General features: G+C 42.7%; 17 protein-coding genes. 12 read left to right on the top strand and 5 right to left on the bottom strand.

Annotated features, from left to right (window positions below; all coding sequences use genetic code 11):
- Nucleotides 1-9 precede the first annotated feature (9 nt).
- The gene (locus IG80_RS0104695) at nucleotides 10-1,221 is read left to right on the top strand and encodes a multidrug effflux MFS transporter (RefSeq protein WP_075553154.1); all 1,212 of its coding nucleotides are present in this window, start codon (nucleotides 10-12) and stop codon (nucleotides 1,219-1,221) included.
- A 99-nt stretch (nucleotides 1,222-1,320) separates the two neighbouring features.
- Here IG80_RS0104695 and IG80_RS0104690 read toward each other — a convergent pair whose 3' ends face one another.
- From IG80_RS0104690 to IG80_RS0104675, 4 genes are all read right to left on the bottom strand, one after another.
- Nucleotides 1,321-3,102 (bottom strand): ABC-F family ATP-binding cassette domain-containing protein, encoded by a 1,782-nt coding sequence (locus tag IG80_RS0104690; RefSeq protein WP_032112771.1) that lies wholly within the window; start codon nucleotides 3,100-3,102, stop codon nucleotides 1,321-1,323.
- Between the two features lies 1 nt (nucleotide 3,103).
- A complete protein-coding gene (gene nrdR, locus IG80_RS0104685; RefSeq protein WP_032112770.1) occupies nucleotides 3,104-3,580 on the bottom strand; it encodes a transcriptional regulator NrdR in 477 nt (158 codons plus the stop codon).
- On the bottom strand, nucleotides 3,580-4,845 hold the full coding sequence (gene glyA / locus IG80_RS0104680) for a serine hydroxymethyltransferase (protein WP_032112769.1): 1,266 nt from the start codon (nucleotides 4,843-4,845) through the stop codon (nucleotides 3,580-3,582). The genes nrdR and glyA overlap by 1 nt, the downstream gene beginning before the upstream one ends.
- 113 nt (nucleotides 4,846-4,958) lie before the next feature.
- The gene (locus IG80_RS0104675; protein ID WP_032112768.1) at nucleotides 4,959-5,438 is read right to left on the bottom strand and encodes a hypothetical protein; all 480 of its coding nucleotides are present in this window, start codon (nucleotides 5,436-5,438) and stop codon (nucleotides 4,959-4,961) included.
- A 136-nt stretch (nucleotides 5,439-5,574) separates the two neighbouring features.
- On the opposite strand from IG80_RS0104675, the gene IG80_RS0104670 reads away from it, so the two are divergent.
- Nucleotides 5,575-6,531, top strand: a complete 957-nt coding sequence (locus IG80_RS0104670) for an RluA family pseudouridine synthase (RefSeq protein WP_232224330.1) — start codon at nucleotides 5,575-5,577, stop codon at nucleotides 6,529-6,531.
- 193 nt (nucleotides 6,532-6,724) lie between these two features.
- Nucleotides 6,725-7,606 (top strand): RNA polymerase sigma factor RpoH, encoded by an 882-nt coding sequence (rpoH, locus tag IG80_RS0104665; RefSeq protein WP_032112767.1) that lies wholly within the window; start codon nucleotides 6,725-6,727, stop codon nucleotides 7,604-7,606.
- Between the two features lie 82 nt (nucleotides 7,607-7,688).
- On the opposite strand, the gene IG80_RS0104660 is transcribed toward rpoH, so the two are convergent.
- Entirely contained in the window at nucleotides 7,689-8,696 is a 1,008-nt protein-coding gene (locus IG80_RS0104660; protein WP_052046027.1) for a polyprenyl synthetase family protein, read from the bottom strand.
- A 137-nt stretch (nucleotides 8,697-8,833) separates the two neighbouring features.
- Here IG80_RS0104660 and IG80_RS0104655 point away from each other — a divergent pair, with 137 nt between their 5' ends.
- From IG80_RS0104655 to hflX, 9 genes are all read left to right on the top strand, one after another.
- Nucleotides 8,834-9,586 carry a tRNA1(Val) (adenine(37)-N6)-methyltransferase gene (locus IG80_RS0104655; RefSeq protein WP_032112766.1) on the top strand — a complete coding sequence of 251 codons (753 nt, stop codon included), beginning with the start codon at nucleotides 8,834-8,836 and terminating at the stop codon, nucleotides 9,584-9,586.
- A gap of 122 nt (nucleotides 9,587-9,708) precedes the next feature.
- Complete coding sequence (locus IG80_RS0104650) at nucleotides 9,709-9,915, top strand: hypothetical protein (RefSeq protein ID WP_032112765.1); 207 nt, start codon at nucleotides 9,709-9,711, stop codon at nucleotides 9,913-9,915.
- An 11-nt stretch (nucleotides 9,916-9,926) separates the two neighbouring features.
- Entirely contained in the window at nucleotides 9,927-11,036 is a 1,110-nt protein-coding gene (locus IG80_RS0104645; RefSeq protein WP_032112764.1) for a hypothetical protein, read from the top strand.
- Between the two features lie 61 nt (nucleotides 11,037-11,097).
- Nucleotides 11,098-11,706 carry a dethiobiotin synthase gene (gene bioD, locus IG80_RS0104640; protein ID WP_032112763.1) on the top strand — a complete coding sequence of 203 codons (609 nt, stop codon included), beginning with the start codon at nucleotides 11,098-11,100 and terminating at the stop codon, nucleotides 11,704-11,706.
- A 33-nt stretch (nucleotides 11,707-11,739) separates the two neighbouring features.
- A complete protein-coding gene (bioA, locus tag IG80_RS0104635; protein ID WP_032112762.1) occupies nucleotides 11,740-13,059 on the top strand; it encodes an adenosylmethionine--8-amino-7-oxononanoate transaminase in 1,320 nt (439 codons plus the stop codon).
- 102 nt (nucleotides 13,060-13,161) lie between these two features.
- Complete coding sequence (locus IG80_RS0104630; RefSeq protein WP_032112761.1) at nucleotides 13,162-13,377, top strand: aminotransferase class IV; 216 nt, start codon at nucleotides 13,162-13,164, stop codon at nucleotides 13,375-13,377.
- 17 nt (nucleotides 13,378-13,394) lie between these two features.
- The gene (locus IG80_RS0104625) at nucleotides 13,395-14,048 is read left to right on the top strand and encodes an HAD family hydrolase (RefSeq protein ID WP_052046026.1); all 654 of its coding nucleotides are present in this window, start codon (nucleotides 13,395-13,397) and stop codon (nucleotides 14,046-14,048) included.
- A gap of 83 nt (nucleotides 14,049-14,131) precedes the next feature.
- Nucleotides 14,132-14,398, top strand: a complete 267-nt coding sequence (gene hfq / locus IG80_RS0104620; RefSeq protein ID WP_032112760.1) for an RNA chaperone Hfq — start codon at nucleotides 14,132-14,134, stop codon at nucleotides 14,396-14,398.
- Between the two features lie 310 nt (nucleotides 14,399-14,708).
- The gene (hflX, locus tag IG80_RS0104615) at nucleotides 14,709-15,983 is read left to right on the top strand and encodes a GTPase HflX (protein ID WP_420887380.1); all 1,275 of its coding nucleotides are present in this window, start codon (nucleotides 14,709-14,711) and stop codon (nucleotides 15,981-15,983) included.
- The last annotated feature ends 92 nt before the right edge of the window (nucleotides 15,984-16,075 follow it).

The following is a 16,075-nucleotide window of genomic DNA, read 5'->3' as shown; positions in this document are numbered from 1 at the left end:
TTACAATAAATGCCACTGGCATCTTCAAGAATAATATTATTACCGCTTGTCCTTGTTTTGATGACATTAATGGCAGAGATGTCGACGGATATTTACATTCCGTGTCTTCCCGAAATGGCTTCTTATTTTGCCGTTGGTCAACATACGGTTGTTGTCACCATTAGCAGCTATTTACTGGGCTTTTCCTTAGCTGGAAGTTTAGCAGGTCCATTTTCTGATAATTTTGGTAGACGCCCGCTTTTCCTCCTTGGTTCCTTTGTTTTTACGCTGGCAAGCGTTGGCTGTACCTTGGTAGATTCGGCGAATTGGTTGATCGCCATTCGTTTCATTCAAGGAATAGGGGCCGGTATTGCCTATGTCACGACAAATGCCATCATTAAAGACATTTATAATGAGAAAATGTCGTCTCGGATTTTCTCTTTTATGGGAATGATGGTGACAATGTCGCCGATGGTGGCACCCATTTTGGGCGGCGTGATCACTGCCTATTGGGGGTGGAAAGCGAACTTTTATGTTATCTTGGTGGGCGCGTTGATTGGTTTTTCTGTGCATGTTTTCCGTATTCCAGAAAGCCTAAAACCTGAACATCGCCAGGTAACGCTGTCCTATCATAAAATTGTGGGCTCGTATAAAATCTTGCTGAAAACGCCACGGGTAATTGGATTCTCGTTGATTTCTGGCGTTACTTACGGTGGATTGTGGACTTGGATTGCTGCGGCTCCCTTTTATTTCATCAACGTGGTTGGGATTGATCCTAAACATTATGGCTATTATTCAGCCGTGGGCCCCGCTGCCTATATCGTCGGTACCATTATCAATCAGATAGGTGTTGGTATTTTTGGTACTATTCGCATGCTGCAGTATGGTTTATTTTGTATGACTGTGGGGAGCTTACTCCTGTTTATGGTGATGTATTTGCACGAGGTAAATCTCATTGGTATTTACAGCACCTTTAGTGTGTATGGTATCGGGATGGCGTTGGTCTTTGCCAACAGTGCCGCGCATGCCGTCAATGTCGAGCCGCGTTATCGGGGGACGGCTTCTTCGATTTTAAGTACAGTGGAAATGAGTTTTGCTGCCCTTAGCTGTTATCTTATCAGCCTAGTGAGCAACAATGATTTGCGGCCCGCAACCTTTACAATGTTTATCTGCAGCTTAGTTTGTATCTATTTGTTTCATATAACAGCCCGCGCTGAGGCCTATAGGCGAAAAACAATCTGAAAATTAACCATACTTTACGGCGCAGAGCTACCCAGACACCCCTCTCTAGTCTCTCACCTCTTCCAGTAGAAAGTAGATGTAAGGGGCAGCTTGGCCTATCTACCCATTAATTTTTTCATCAAGTTCTAGCCAACGCAATTCTGCTGCATCAAGCTCTATTTTGGCTGTTTCTAATCGAGCGGTGAGGGTGATAAACTCATGGTGATGGTTCTGGTAGAAATTAGGGTGATCAAGCTTTGCTTCAATCGTTTTAATCTCTGCTTGCAAAGTATCCATAGTTTTAGGCAATACTTCGTAGTCGCGTTTTTCATTATAGGTGAATTTGCGGAGCGGTTTTTCCTGAAGAGTTTGAGCTATCTTTTCAGTTTTAAGTGACTTTGGGGCAGGTTGGCGTGGTTTGCGTTGGCTTAAATAATCAGAATAGCCCCCGACATACTCTTCAATAACGCCATCACCTTCAAAGGCAATGATTGAGGTTGTGAGTTTGTCAAGAAAGTCACGGTCATGGCTGACAATAATCAAAGTCCCCTCATACTCGCTTAAGGTGTCCAGCAAGAGGTCAAGGGTGTCCATATCCAAATCGTTGGTTGGCTCGTCGAGGACCAAAACGTTGCTTGGTTGAGCTAAAGATTTAGCCAGAGCCAGGCGATTTTTCTCCCCGCCAGACAAAATAGCCACAGGGCTACGCACCTGTTTCTCCTCAAACATGAAATCCTTTAGATACGACATAATGTGACGATGTTGACCTCTCACCATGACCTGGTCACCACCAGTTTCACACAAATTGTTCCATAAAGATTCATCCAACTTCAAGGAGTCACGCATTTGGTCAAAATAGATCAGCTCGTTTTTAGCGCCAAGACGAACTCTGCCACTATCAGGTTTCATTGCTCCCACCAATAGTTTCAGCAATGTTGATTTGCCGGTTCCATTGGGTCCGACGATGCCGATGCGATCGCCCCTGATGATGCGGGTGCTGAAATTATTAACAAGCAGTTGGTCACCAAAGCTCTTACTGATATCTTTGGCCTCTATCACCATTTTACTGCTGACTTCTGTATCCAATGACCCTAATTTTAAGCTTTTAACTTGGTTGCTCAGACGACTGCGTTTTTCCATGCGCAAGACACCTAGTTGGCGTAAGCGGCCTTGGTTTCTTTTGCGTCTCGCTGTCACGCCTCGATGTAACCAATCCATTTCCTGGCGCAATTTGGTGTCGATTTTTTCTAATTGGCGTTCTTCTTCTTGCAATAAAAAGTCAGACCAGCGCTCAAAATCAGCGTAGCCTTTACTATTTTGATGCAGATTACCCCGATCAAGCCACAAAGTTGACGTGGAGACTTTTTCTAAAAATGCACGGTCATGGCTGATGACAAGAAAGGCCCCACGGAAGGATTTAAGGGTATCTTCTAACCATTCAATGGCGGGGATATCCAAGTGGTTGGTTGGCTCATCAAGAAGCAAAATGTCAGGTTGTTGGACCAGAGCAGTGGCCAGCGAAATACGGCGGCGTTCTCCGCCGGAAAGGCCTTGCATTATCCGCTCCGGCGGCATGTTTAACTCGCCTAAAATCGCTTCAACTTCATATCGTGGCGCATCGGTTTCATTGCAAATGTAGTCGATAACAGTCGCTGATTCTGGAAAGTCCACATCTTGGGGCAGATAGGCAATTTTTGTGCCTGGTTGGACGAAACGCTCGCCGTCATCGATGTCAATCATGCCGGCAATGATTTTTAACAATGTCGATTTTCCTGTCCCATTACGCCCAACCAAAGAAATTCGATCGCCTTTACTGATTTGTAAGGTGATGTTTTGAAATAGCGGCTTCCCACCAAATGTAAGGCTGATATCGCGTAAGGCAAAAAGAGGAGGTGTGGACATACTATAATTCTAATGTGTTTTGTGTGTCTGATTTCGACATATTGCTAATAAAAGTGACAAAATCTTCAACATTTTGAAATTCATGATAGACGCTGGCAAAACGAATATAAGCCACCGTATCAAGGTTGAACAGGGCTTCGATCGCCATTTCCCCAATCACATGAGTTGGGATTTCAATCTCACCAGAAGTCTCCAATCGCCGTATAATTCCAGAAATCACTCTGTCAATTTGATCAGGCGGAATGGGGCGTTTGTGTAGAGCTGTTTCAATGGAGCTCGCCAGTTTATCCCGATGAAAAGGGACACGAAGCTTATTTTTTTTAATGACCATCAAATCACGCAGCTGAATGCGCTCAAAAGTTGTAAAGCGGCTGCCACATTCAGGACACTGACGGCGTCGGCGCACGGCAGATAAATCGTCAGTCGTACGGGAGTCTTTAACCGTTGTGTCAAAATGACTGCAAAAGGGACAACGCATTAAACATACCTCATTTCCGGATAAATAGGAAACGCCTGACACATCTGGATCACTTGATCGCGGATACAACTTGCTTGTTCAAGTTTTCCTTGCTCAAGCAATGTGACCACTTCCACAATCCAATGCCCAATTTGTTCAAATTCAGCTTCACCAAATCCCCGCGATGTTGCTGCTGGTGAGCCAAGACGGATACCAGAGGTAATGGTGGGTGGTGTTGGATCGTTTGGAATGCCATTTTTATTGCCGGTAATGTTGACCGCTTCCAGGGCTAAGGTGGCGTCTTTACCCGTTACATTTTTAGGGCGTAAATCAACAAGGATAAGATGTGAATCTGTTCCACCCGAAACGAGCTTAAGCCCATGATCAGTTAAAACACGGCCCATGACTTTAGCATTATTAACTACTTGTTGCGCATAAGTTTTAAAATCAGATTTTAACGCTTCGCCAAAAGCGACTGCTTTGGCAGCAATCACATGCATCAGTGGCCCGCCTTGGAGGCCGGGAAATACGGCAGAATTAATCTTTTTGCCCAAAGCATCATCCATGGATAAGATAATCCCACCACGAGGGCCCCGCAAGGTTTTGTGAGTCGTTGACGTGACCACATGGGCGTGGGGGAGTGGGCTTGGGTACACACCTCCGGCAACCAGACCTGCAAAGTGAGCCATATCCACCATGAGATAGGCGCCCGCTGAATCAGCAATTTCACGGAAGCGGGCAAAATCAATTTCCCGCGGATAGGCAGAACCACCAGCGATAATGAGACGTGGTTTGTGGTGTTCGGCAAGCCTTGCTACTTCATCCATGTCAATACGATGAGTTTCAGCATCCACTCCATAACTGACGGCGTTAAACCACTTGCCAGAGAAATTGACGGGTGAGCCGTGGGTTAGATGGCCGCCTGCATCCAGGGAAAGGCCAAGGAATGTATCTCCTGGCTGGAGTAGGGCCAACATCACAGCCTGGTTAGCCTGCGCACCAGAGTGGGGTTGGACGTTAGCAAAGTTACAGTTGAAGAGTTTTTTGACGCGGTCAATAGCGAGTTGTTCAGCAATATCAACAAATTCGCACCCCCCATAATAACGTCTGCCAGGATAGCCTTCGGCATATTTATTGGTGAGGATGGAACCTTGCGCTGCCAGGACTGCTTGCGAGACAATATTTTCTGAGGCAATCAATTCAATTTGATTTTGTTGGCGAAGCAACTCTTGTTGAAGTGCTTTTGCGAGTGCAGGGTCACAAGTTAAGAAGGAATGAAAGTCCATCGATATCACCTATTGTTGAGGCATTTTGGCTAGAGTATAGCGATATTCTGAGGCGCTGTGAATAAGAAACCCAGCAACTGCTGGGTTTTTCTTGAAATAGATCGTAAAGAATCTTATTTTTTGGATGTTTTGGCATCCGCTTTTTTATCATCAGCTTTTTTTTCTTCACCTTTTGTCTCAGCAGGTTTTTCAGCTTTTGACGCAAATTTATCAGCAATTTTTAAGAAGCGTTTGGCTTTATTAAGGTGAGCCATTGTATGAGTTTTCATATCGTCGTCTTTGGCAGCATCCATTTCAAGCTTAGCATGCGCCATGTTTAGTTCGACCATTTTTTTATCGGCACCGGTCATGGTTTTTACTTTTTCAGTCAAGCTTGTCATCAAGTTATCAGCTTCTTTATTATTGTGTGCCAGACGTTCTTCTTTTGTCATTCTAGAATGAGTTTTGGTTTTTGGTTCAACTTTTGTATCTGCAACAGTTTGTGCCGCTTCGGTTGTAACTTTAGGGGCTTCTGCAGGCTTTGTTGGCTCAGAGGCGGTTGCTGTGAATAGAAAACTTACTGATAGGAGGCTTGCTAGGACTAATTTCTTCATGACTCTTAACCTTTAATGTCTTAAAATTTCATTTTTAATTTATACAAATTTGTAAAAAATACGCAACTGCAGATTATTGTGTTTCCAATTATATTCCTTTAAAACTAGACAAATGATGGAGATACACAAATTAATAATGACCGAAGCTGACGCTGGCATTCGTTTGGACAAATTTATTGCTAACTCATGCTTGGCCTTAAGTAGGACGCGTGTACAGCAACTCATTGAAACAGGGATGATTCACCTTATGCCAGAACGGGTGGTGAGTGCCTCTATCAAGATGCGCGTGGGGGATGTGGTGACGGTCCATATTCCAGAAGCTGTTGCTGCAGAGCCACTTGCGCAAGAAATTCCTCTCGAGATTGTTTATGAAGATGAGGCCTTATTGGTTATCAATAAGCCTGCTGGGTTAGTTGTGCACCCAGCTCCAGGCCATCCAGACTCAACTCTCGTCAATGCGCTTCTGGCCCATTGTGGAGATAGTTTATCGGGGATTGGAGGCGTTAAACGGCCAGGAATTGTCCATCGATTAGATAAGGATACCAGTGGTCTAATGGTGGTAGCTAAGACCGATCAGGCGCACCAGGCGTTAAGTGCTCAATTTTCTGACCGTAGTTTAAGTCGCACCTATCAGGCTTTAGTGTGGGGAGTGCCATCGCCCAAAAATGGCACAATTCAAACATTAATTGGTCGCGATCCAAAAAATCGTCAAAAAATGGCAGTTGTTACTAAAAATGGCAGAGATGCTGTCACACATTATAAAGTTATCCAAAGTTTCCAAGTAAGTGAAGAAGCAAGGCTTGCCATTTCGTTGGTTGAATGTACCTTGGCCACCGGTCGTACCCATCAGATTCGCGTCCATATGCGTTACCTTGGTTGCCCTATTATTGGGGATCCTCTCTATGGTCATTTACCAAAAGGAGCAAAAAAAATCTGGGCAGACGAATTGGAGTTTGTACACCGACAATTGCTCCACGCAATATCAATAAAGTTTATACACCCTAAAACGCAACAAATGATTAATTTTTGTGGGAATCTCGCTAAAGATATGCAGAAAATTCTAAAAGACGTTGAAAAAAATAAAAAATCATGATATTTAGAAAAAGATTTAACGTAGTTGTCGGCAGCACAAAAATATGAGTAAAATTTAACTAGACTCAATTTGATGCTAGGCTATGCTAGGAAAGAAGAATAATGATTAGAAATTTCTATCTTTTTGTTTAGCCTATATTTAGCACGCATTTAGGGTTTAATAGCCTAGTAACACCAACATCGGTAGGAATCTTATGAAGTCATCTCCAAGATTCAATAATAATGATATTAACGCGCATTATGTTCGCCACATCAAAAGTATGCCAATTTTGACGGTTGATGAAGAATACCAACTGGCTAAAAAGTGGCGTGAAGAAGGTGATAGAGTAGCTGTTGAAAAGTTGGTGTCCAGCCATTTACGATTGGTTGCCAAAATTGCCTCTGGTTATCGTGGTTATGGTCTTCCGATCAGTGATTTAATCTCTGAAGGGAACCTTGGCATGATGCATGCGATGAAGCATTTTGATCCCGATCGTGGCTTTCGCCTATCCACCTATGCGATTTGGTGGGTTAAAGCGGCAATCCAGGAATATATTTTGCATAGCTGGTCACTGGTCAAAATTGGCACCACCGCGGCCCAAAAAAAATTATTCTTTAACTTGCGTAAAGAAAAACGTCTCTTTAATGAAAATGAAGAGCTTTATCTGACCCCAGAGCAGATTGCTAAAATTGCTTTGAAACTTGGCGTGAAAGAAACTGAAGTGATTGAAATGAACCAGCGAATAGCTTCGCAAGATCATTCTCTTAATGCCCCTATACGGAGTGCGGGGGATTCTGATTCCGAGTGGGTCGATTGGATTAGCGATGACCGCGATAACCAAGAAGTTGTCACTGTGGAACGCGATGAATTAACGAAGCGTCGTAAATTGCTTGATCAAGCAATGGAACATCTGACCCAGCGGGAGCAAGAAATTATTATTAACCGTCGCTTAAAGGAGCCATCCGATACACTTGAAGAATTAAGTGTAAAGCTTAATATTTCCAGAGAGCGCGTGCGTCAAATTGAAGTTAAAGCTTTTGAGAAATTACAAAAAGCAATTAAACGTTTAGCAAAGACGAAATTTGACAATATTTAACAGGGATGGGATATGTAAAAGTATGCCATCAGTGTCGCCTGCTTAATTCACGATAAATGCGGTATAACTAGCATTGATTTTTTTAAGCCTGTCGCTCAAGGCAAAATTCAATGAGATTTTTGAGAGGGTGGACAAGGGGTGACGTAATGAAACGTAGGTCATTCAAAGCCTCGTCAGCAAAGCGTTTGGCGGCCGTATAGGCTGTGTCAAAACCACCATACGTTTGAATTAAGTCTAAAGCGATTTTAAAGTCAGCTTCACAGTTATCTGCTGTCGTCAATAAATCAGTAAACCGTTTCTGATCGTGAGCATTTGCCTTATGATAGGCATAGATCAAGGGCAGCGTAATTTTACCTTCACTAAAATCATCACCTAGATTTTTACCGCGGTTAGCAGCGCTGGTATAGTCTAAAATATCATCTGTAATCTGGAACACCATGCCAAGGGCATAGCCATACTGATAAAGAATTTTGGCTTGCTCACTATTGGCACCGCCAGTAAGGGCGCCGGTTTGGCAGGCAGCGGCAAAAAGCTCCGCCGTTTTAGCTCCGATTATATCAAGAGCAATGGTTTCATCAATATTAAGGCTGTGACTGTGGGTCAGCTGTAAAACTTCACCAGCGGCAATTTTAGCGGATGTTTGGGATAGGATATCAAGGATAGCAAGATCACCTGTTTTAACCATCAATTCAAAAGCTTTGGCAAATAAGTAATCGCCAACCAAAATACTTGCAGAATTACCCCAAATTTGATGCGCCGTTTGAAGGCCGCGCCGGAGATCAGAATCATCAACCACATCATCATGCAATAAAGTAGCGGTATGAATAAACTCAACGGCTGTTGCCAGATAAAGCGCCTCACTAGGAACGGTAGTATTGAAAATCTTGGCTGAGATCAGACTGAGAAGAGGGCGAATACGTTTGCCGCCTGCGTAAATAATATGTTTAGCAATGCCTTCGATAAGCTGGATGTCGCTGTGAAGTGAGTGATCAATGATGGTGTCAACACCAATCAATTCACTTTTGACGAGAGACTGCAAATCTTCTATAGAAAATTTGTTGTCTGATATGTTACTTAAGTTAGGTGACATTCAGGTCTTATCATTATAAACTATCTACATAATAATAGGTTTAATCCCCGGCTCTGTCGACAAAATTATAATGTGATTTAGTTTTAGACAATTTTTTTCGATAGAGACAAACCATAACAAACAATAAAGTGCGAGAGATGCAGCAAAACGATCTTGATTATACAGAAGACCACCTCTTAGGCGGGCGAATTTTATTGCGTCAGCCTGTTCAAGGTTACCGCGTGGCCATTGATCCGATTTTTCTTGCCGCTTCTTTAGATGTCCACGAAGGGGATGCAATTTTGGATATTGGCGCTGGCGTTGCTGCCGCTTCTCTTTGTTTGGCGGCACGTGTTCCCCATTGCCGGATTGTCGGTTTGGAACTTCAGCGTAGCTCCGTGCGTCTTGCGGCTGAAAATATTATCCTTAATAATATGCGCGACCGTGTGGAAATTTTGAATGGTGATTTGTTGCAACCGCCGCCGCGTCTTGCTGCAGGAACATATGCCCATGTTATGACTAATCCACCGTACCTTGAATCCACGCGTGTGAATCAGAGTCAACATACCCATAAGCAATTGTCGAATGTTGAGTCATCTGTATCCTTAGAACAATGGGCGAAGTTTTGTCTTTTAATGGTCCGACCTAAAGGAACGGTTACCTTTATTCATCGAGCCGACCGTCTCGCTGAGATTTTATCTTATTTCAATGGTAAATTGGGAGATATAGTGGTTTATCCCTTGTGGCCCAGTGAAGGTAAGCCAGCGAAACGAGTGTTAGTTCGGGGACGCAAAAATTCCCACGGGGCTTTGACTCTGGCGCCGGGGATGATTTTACATCATAATGATGGCAAATATACTCCTATGGCTGATGCAATCTTACGCAATGCAGCCCCTCTTTGTATGGTATAAAATTTCTTTTTATTCTAGTAAAATTTAATAAAATTGCAAACAATCTCTTTTTTTAGTTCTTTTTTAACTTATCCTGAATAGGCTGTAAAAGATATTAAAAGGGGGGTGATTATAAGGTAGGCATGAATAACTTTATTCTTTCTTTTATTTTACCATTCCTTATTGCTTCACCCTCTTACGCAGCTGAGAGCGAGTATTTAGAATCCTTAAATAAGGGACACAAAACATGCCAATCTCAACCCATGCAGTTGAGCGGCAAGGATTTCCAGGAAAATGCATTAATTGAAGAGGTGGAGGCGCAGATAAGCGCCATTACCAAAAAAAATTAAAAGAAGGCGAAGTGCAGCCGTGGACAGGAATAATCTCCAAGAACTTAAGTGAATCAACCCATGAAAATGCCAAAAAAATTGCCCAACTAACAGCTCGATTGGAAGCAGAGTTGTGTGATAGCTTTTCAGATGGACCAGATTTAGAAAAGCAGATAAATAGTCCAGAACCCCAAGTATATATTACTGAAGATTATGAAAATGATGAGGAAGAGGATAGATACGAGCAAGAAATAGAGGAAACCCTTAAGAAATTAGCAGAAATGAGGAAAAAACGTCAGGGAAAATTGACAGAGGGTTTAGAAAATTTTATGAACACGAAATATAAAAGCCAATATGAGGCTATTTGTCTTAGTTCTTGGGATAAGTTTGAGTGGTTAACCAATTCTATCAAAAGTAATCTAGACACAATTCACCTTAATATCAAACATATCAATACTGATTTTTCAAAACTTTCTATTGAAGATATGCTAAATGCTACTGAGCAAAGCAGCCGTTATTTAGAAATCAGCGAGGAAATAAACAGGCAATGCTCTGATATAAATGATTTTCGCCTGATCGTTTATAATTATTATGTTAAAGAATTGGCAAAGACTCTCTTAAAGCTATGTGATTTTAATTACGAGGCCGATACTCTGGAAACATGGCAGACCAAAACCACCATTGTGATGGTCAATCTGTATGAGTTTTTCAAAACCCAAAAGCATGAGGAGATTCCCGAAGAGAGACAGCTTACAATTGAAGAAACTTTTATGATGGTTTTTCCGGCCTTGGAGGAACCTTTACTTGATTTTTATAAAAAATGCACAGGTTTCTTGGTTTATCGCTATACACATGAACGAAATTTTGTGTCACAAGGGTTAAATCTGCTGGGGGCAAAATCCTCAGAAACTAAAAGGTTGTTTGAATGGTTGAAAGAACAGTTTCCTTTGCGTTTCCCTTCAATTGATCAAAAATCCAAACTGTATAAAGAGATTGAGGAGATGAATGCCACGTGTAAATTAAAATTCGATGAACAAGATCAAAAATTATCAAATCAAGTTTCTAATTTGCCTGGGGCAACGGTTACGATAGCGACGTCTTTTGTCTCCGCTGGTTATAAAAAGCTTTCAAGTTGGTTTTGACGCCCCTATCGTAAATTTGATATAGACAAAGAATAAACCTAAGTTTTAAAGATAAATTTCTATGACCCAGCAGTTTTTTGTCACTGGCACAGGTACGGATGTGGGTAAAACCATTGCGTCGGCTTGGTTATGTTTAAAGCTGAAAGCGGCCTATTGGAAGCCGATCCAATCAGGGGCACAGACACATTCTGATGCAGAGACAGTGACTGCCTTAACAAAAAATAGGGGCGTCGAAATTTTCCCCCCATGTTATACCTTTCAGGCCCCTTTATCACCGCATTTAGCAGCAAGTTTAGAAGGCCAAGAAATTAATCTCAGTAAAATTGTGCTGCCGACGGCGGAGCGTCTTGTCGTCGAAGGAGCAGGTGGGGTGTTGGTGCCACTCACCCATCGACGACTGATGGTTGATTTAATCCAGCACTTGAAGTTGCCAGCGATTGTTGTGGCGCACACCACGTTAGGGACGATTAATCACACGCTTTTGACGCTCGAGGCATTGCGGGCGCGCCAAATTCCCGTCAAAGGAGTTATTTTAAATGGTCCTGAAAACAATGATAATTTGTGGTCTATTGAAACCTATGGTCAGGTGTCTGTGATTGGCTATTTGCCGCCACTGGTACAGGTGACACAAGCCGTACTCGAAGCAATCCCCTTGAGGGAAAAAATTTAGCTTTACTCAGAAAAAAATTATGAGAGAAAACCCATGCCCTTGATCCAAAAAGATAAAACTTATATTTGGCATCCCTTTACTCAGGCAAAAACGGCGGCTGATACAATTGTTATTACCCATGGAAAAGCCGCGAGTTTGTTTGATGCAACGGGGAAAGAATATCTTGATTTAATTTCCTCATGGTGGGTGAATTTGCATGGTCATAGTCATCCAAAAATTGTGGAGGCGTTAACCCGACAAGCTGAAAAGCTTGAGCATGTGATGTTTGCTGGTTTTACCCACGAACCAGCTATTCGTTTTGCCGAGCAGCTGGTCGGATTGTTGCCAGCCTCCCTTAACCGGGTCTTTTATTCAGATAATGGCTCTACAGCAGTTGAAGCCGCTGTTAAGATGGCGTTACAGTATTGGCATAACCAGGGAAATCCGAAAAAAAGGTTAGTTGCTTTCGAAGGAGCCTATCACGGAGATACCTTTGGCGCGATGTCCCTTGGTAAAAGCTCAGGTTTTTATGGCCCTTTTACGGATCATTTGTTTGCCGTGGATTTTGTATCTTACCCCGAAACGTGGATGGATGATTCTGAAGTGGAAGCAAAAGAGAGTACAAGCCTTCACCAACTAGAGCAACTGATTGCAAGCCATGGAAACGACATTGCTGCCTTGGTTATCGAGCCATTAGTGCAAGGATCAGCTGGGATGCGGATGTGTCGACCTCAATTTTTGGAGGTTTTGCTTGAGCGCTGTCAGTCAAACAATATCTTAGTCATTTATGATGAAGTGATGACGGGTTTTGGTCGTACCGGAACCTTATTTGCTTGCGAACAACAGCAGCACACACCCGATTTTATTTGTTTATCTAAAGGGATCACTGGTGGCTTTTTACCCTTGGCGGTGACGGTCACTTCCTCAAAAGTTTATGAGAGTTTTCTAGGAGATACATTCAGCACGGCCTTTACCCATGGCCATTCCTATACAGCGAATCCTTTAGGATGTGCTGCTGCAATCGCCAGTCTCTCTTTGTTTGTTGAGGAACAAACCTTTGCCAAAATGAAGGTCATTGAGCTCATTCATAAAGAACGTGTCACCCAACTCCAGGCAACAGGCCTCGTGACCCAAGGGCGAATGTGTGGTACCATTGCCGCCATGGATGTTAAATGTCCGCAAACTCAGTATGGCAGTGGAATGAGTCAGCAGCTAAAAGAAGCATTTCTTGCCCAAGGGCTTAATCTTCGTCCGCTTGGAAATGTGATCTATTTGATGCCACCCTATTGCATTAAGCCGAGCCAGTTACACTATGCTTACGATATAATTCAAAAAGTGTTAACTGCTTTTGCTCCTCAAGACTTAGCTAGGTAGGCTCTGGGCACCTAATTTCCCCAAATTTCTCGAGGTAGATAAACGACGACATTGAACTTTGACATCATTTTCAGCTAAAAATGTCTCAAAATCTTTGACATTTTGAACGGAATCACTCGCCAACGGTTGATAAAACTCGTCAGTTCTCTTGGTTTTGAGATAAAAGAGCAGCCATTTACCTTGAGCGAAACCTTAAAAGCCGAAGAAGCATTTCTTTCCAGCTCTATTTCGGGAATAGGTCCTGTGGTTCATTTAGATAATCATAAAATTGGGTTAGGACAAGCAGGAGAAATTATGTCACAATTAATTAAAAGCTAGCAACAATTTACAATAAAATGAAACATGAAAAACAACTTTTGACCTTCCCTGAGGCAATTTTATTCGATTGGGATAATACTCTCGTCAGTAGTTTTGAGATTATCAAAAAATCGATGAATGCCGCGTTGAGTTATTTTGACAAGCCCGTATGGTCGGATGCGGAAATACGGCAGTATACTCAGCTATCAGCTAAAGATGGTCTGCCAGTGATTTTTGGTGACCATTGGCCAAAGGCTTTGGATATTTTTAGTGAATGCTATCAAAACAATGTGGCAAATATGTTGACGGCTTTGCCAGGAGCATTGTCCTTACTGCAGGCAGGCAAACAAGCTAATATTCCAATGGCAGTGATTAGCAACAAACGTAGTAAATTCTTGCATCATGAAATAAAGCAATTTGGTTGGGAGTCATTTTTCCAAGTCATAATTGGCTCGGGTGATTTAGCCGAAGACAAGCCATCACCGCTCCCTGTGTATCATGTGCTTGAGCAAATGGGGCTTGAGGCAGGGCCTGCGATTTGGTTTGTCGGGGATGCACCGGTGGATTGGCATTGCGCAGAAGCCTCTGGATGTCTACCAATCCCCATTGGAGAGGGAGTAGTGGAAGCTAAAAATTATGCTCAATTTGTGGCTAATTACCTCGAGTTAGAAAAAATCTTACTAAAAAGATGAATTCTGTACTTGGTAAATTGAAAAAATAGTAATACTTATAAAAGAATAGAATAAAATTTTAATAAAGTAGCAAGGAGTCCTCCGTGGCAACAGATAAGCCAGTTAACGTTCAAGATGTTTTTTTAAACCATGTTCGTAAAAATAAAACCCCCCTTACTGTATTCTTGATTAATGGTGTTAAATTGCAGGGAGTTGTCACCTGGTTTGATAGCTTTTCCATGTTATTGCGGCGCGATGGTCATTCACAATTGGTTTACAAGCACGCAATTTCAACAGTGATGCCCCAAACACCCATTCAATTGTTTGAATCAAATCCACAACCTGCCGCGACTGATGAAATCATAGAATAAACTGTGACCCTATCCAGCTTGAAGACAATTACGATGGCCAATCTTTTGCCGATTGAGCGCACTATACTTCAGTACGGTTGCGTTCCGGTTCTCGATTTATCGTCTCTTTGTCTGATACTCCGAATAGTGATGCTCTCAGCTCTGTGAACTAAATTTCTTTAACTCTATTGAAATTTGGTATCATATTCAGTTAAAAATGTCCTAAAGTCATCTGAGAGTGAATTAGGAACAGGAGAACGAGATATCTGGAGAAGTATTAAGCGATGACGAATGGTGCAAGTTTAAAAAACCAAAAACTTTAGCTTGTGTCATTCATGTTGCACAGAGGCAAAAGAGTGAGGTAGGGGGGATTGTCCCTAATCTTCAGGCGGCGTTGGAAGAGGCTGTAGGCCTTGCTGATGCTATTGAGCTTGATATTCGCTATACTCAGATTGTGCAATTGCAACGGCCGACTCCCTCAACATTGCTTGGAAAAGGGAATGTCGAATCTATTGGTCAGATTATTCAAGCTGAGGGTATTGAGCTTGCTGTGATGGATTCAGTCGTCACGCCGATTCAGCAACGTAATCTCGAAAAAGCCTGGAAATGCAAGGTTATTGACCGAACTGGGTTAATTCTGGAGATTTTTGGTGAACGGGCGCGTACCGCTGAAGGGCGATTACAGGTTGAATTGGCTGCGCTTAGCTATCAACGCAGTCGATTGGTTCGATCTTGGACTCACCTTGAGCGGCAGCGGGGTGGTTTTGGATTTACCGGAGGACCGGGGGAAACCCAGCTTGAACTGGATCGCCGTTTAATTGATGACAGAATCATCCTCATTAAAAAACAACTGGATCAAACCAAACGTACTCGGGGACTCCATCGCGCTGCTCGTCAAGATGTGCCCTATGCAGTGGTAGCCTTGGTTGGTTATACGAATGCAGGTAAATCAACCCTATTTAATAAAATAACTCATGCAGAGGTGTTGGCAAAAGATATGTTGTTTGCCACTCTTGATCCGACCATGCGCCAAATTAAATTACCGAGTGGCCGTGTGATCCTTTTTTCGGACACAGTTGGGTTTATCTCCAACCTGCCAACACAATTGGTAGCGGCGTTTCGGGCCACATTAGAAGAAGTTTGTGCGGCGGATTTGATCCTTCATGTGCGTGATGTGGCTCATCCTGATACTCAGCATCAGGCAATTGAAGTCGAAAAAATCTTAAAAGAACTCGACCTGGAAGAAGCTCTACACGATGGCACTGTTGTCAATGTTTACAATAAAATTGACCTTTTGCCCTCTGAGGAACAAGATCGACTTAAAAATGCTTCTGAACGTCAGAAAACAGTGGTTGCCATCTCCGCTATCACCGGCGAAGGAACAGACCGACTTTTAGAGTTAATTGATCAACAGCTAAATCGATACAATTTAATTAAGCTAGCGGATTTATCTGTGATGGATGGCGAGGCGCTCGCCTGGCTTTACCGTCGTGGGGCGATCCAGGGCCGTGAAGATAAAGAAACAAAAATCCATCTCAAACTTAAAATCAGCCCACAAGACTTAGCTCGATTTCAGCAATTATTTTCTCATTTAAATATAACATAAACTTCGTTTGAATTTTCTGATAGAGTTGTTATTACTTGTAATTTCTAAGTAAATGCCTGCTTACAAGTTACTCTGATGAATTAATTAAGACT

Source organism: Candidatus Paracaedibacter symbiosus (genome assembly GCF_000757605.1).
Classification (GTDB): Bacteria; Pseudomonadota; Alphaproteobacteria; order Paracaedibacterales; family Paracaedibacteraceae; genus Paracaedibacter_A; species Paracaedibacter_A symbiosus.
Note: the sequence above shows the minus strand (reverse complement) of the source record. Positions and strands in the feature narration are given on the sequence as shown.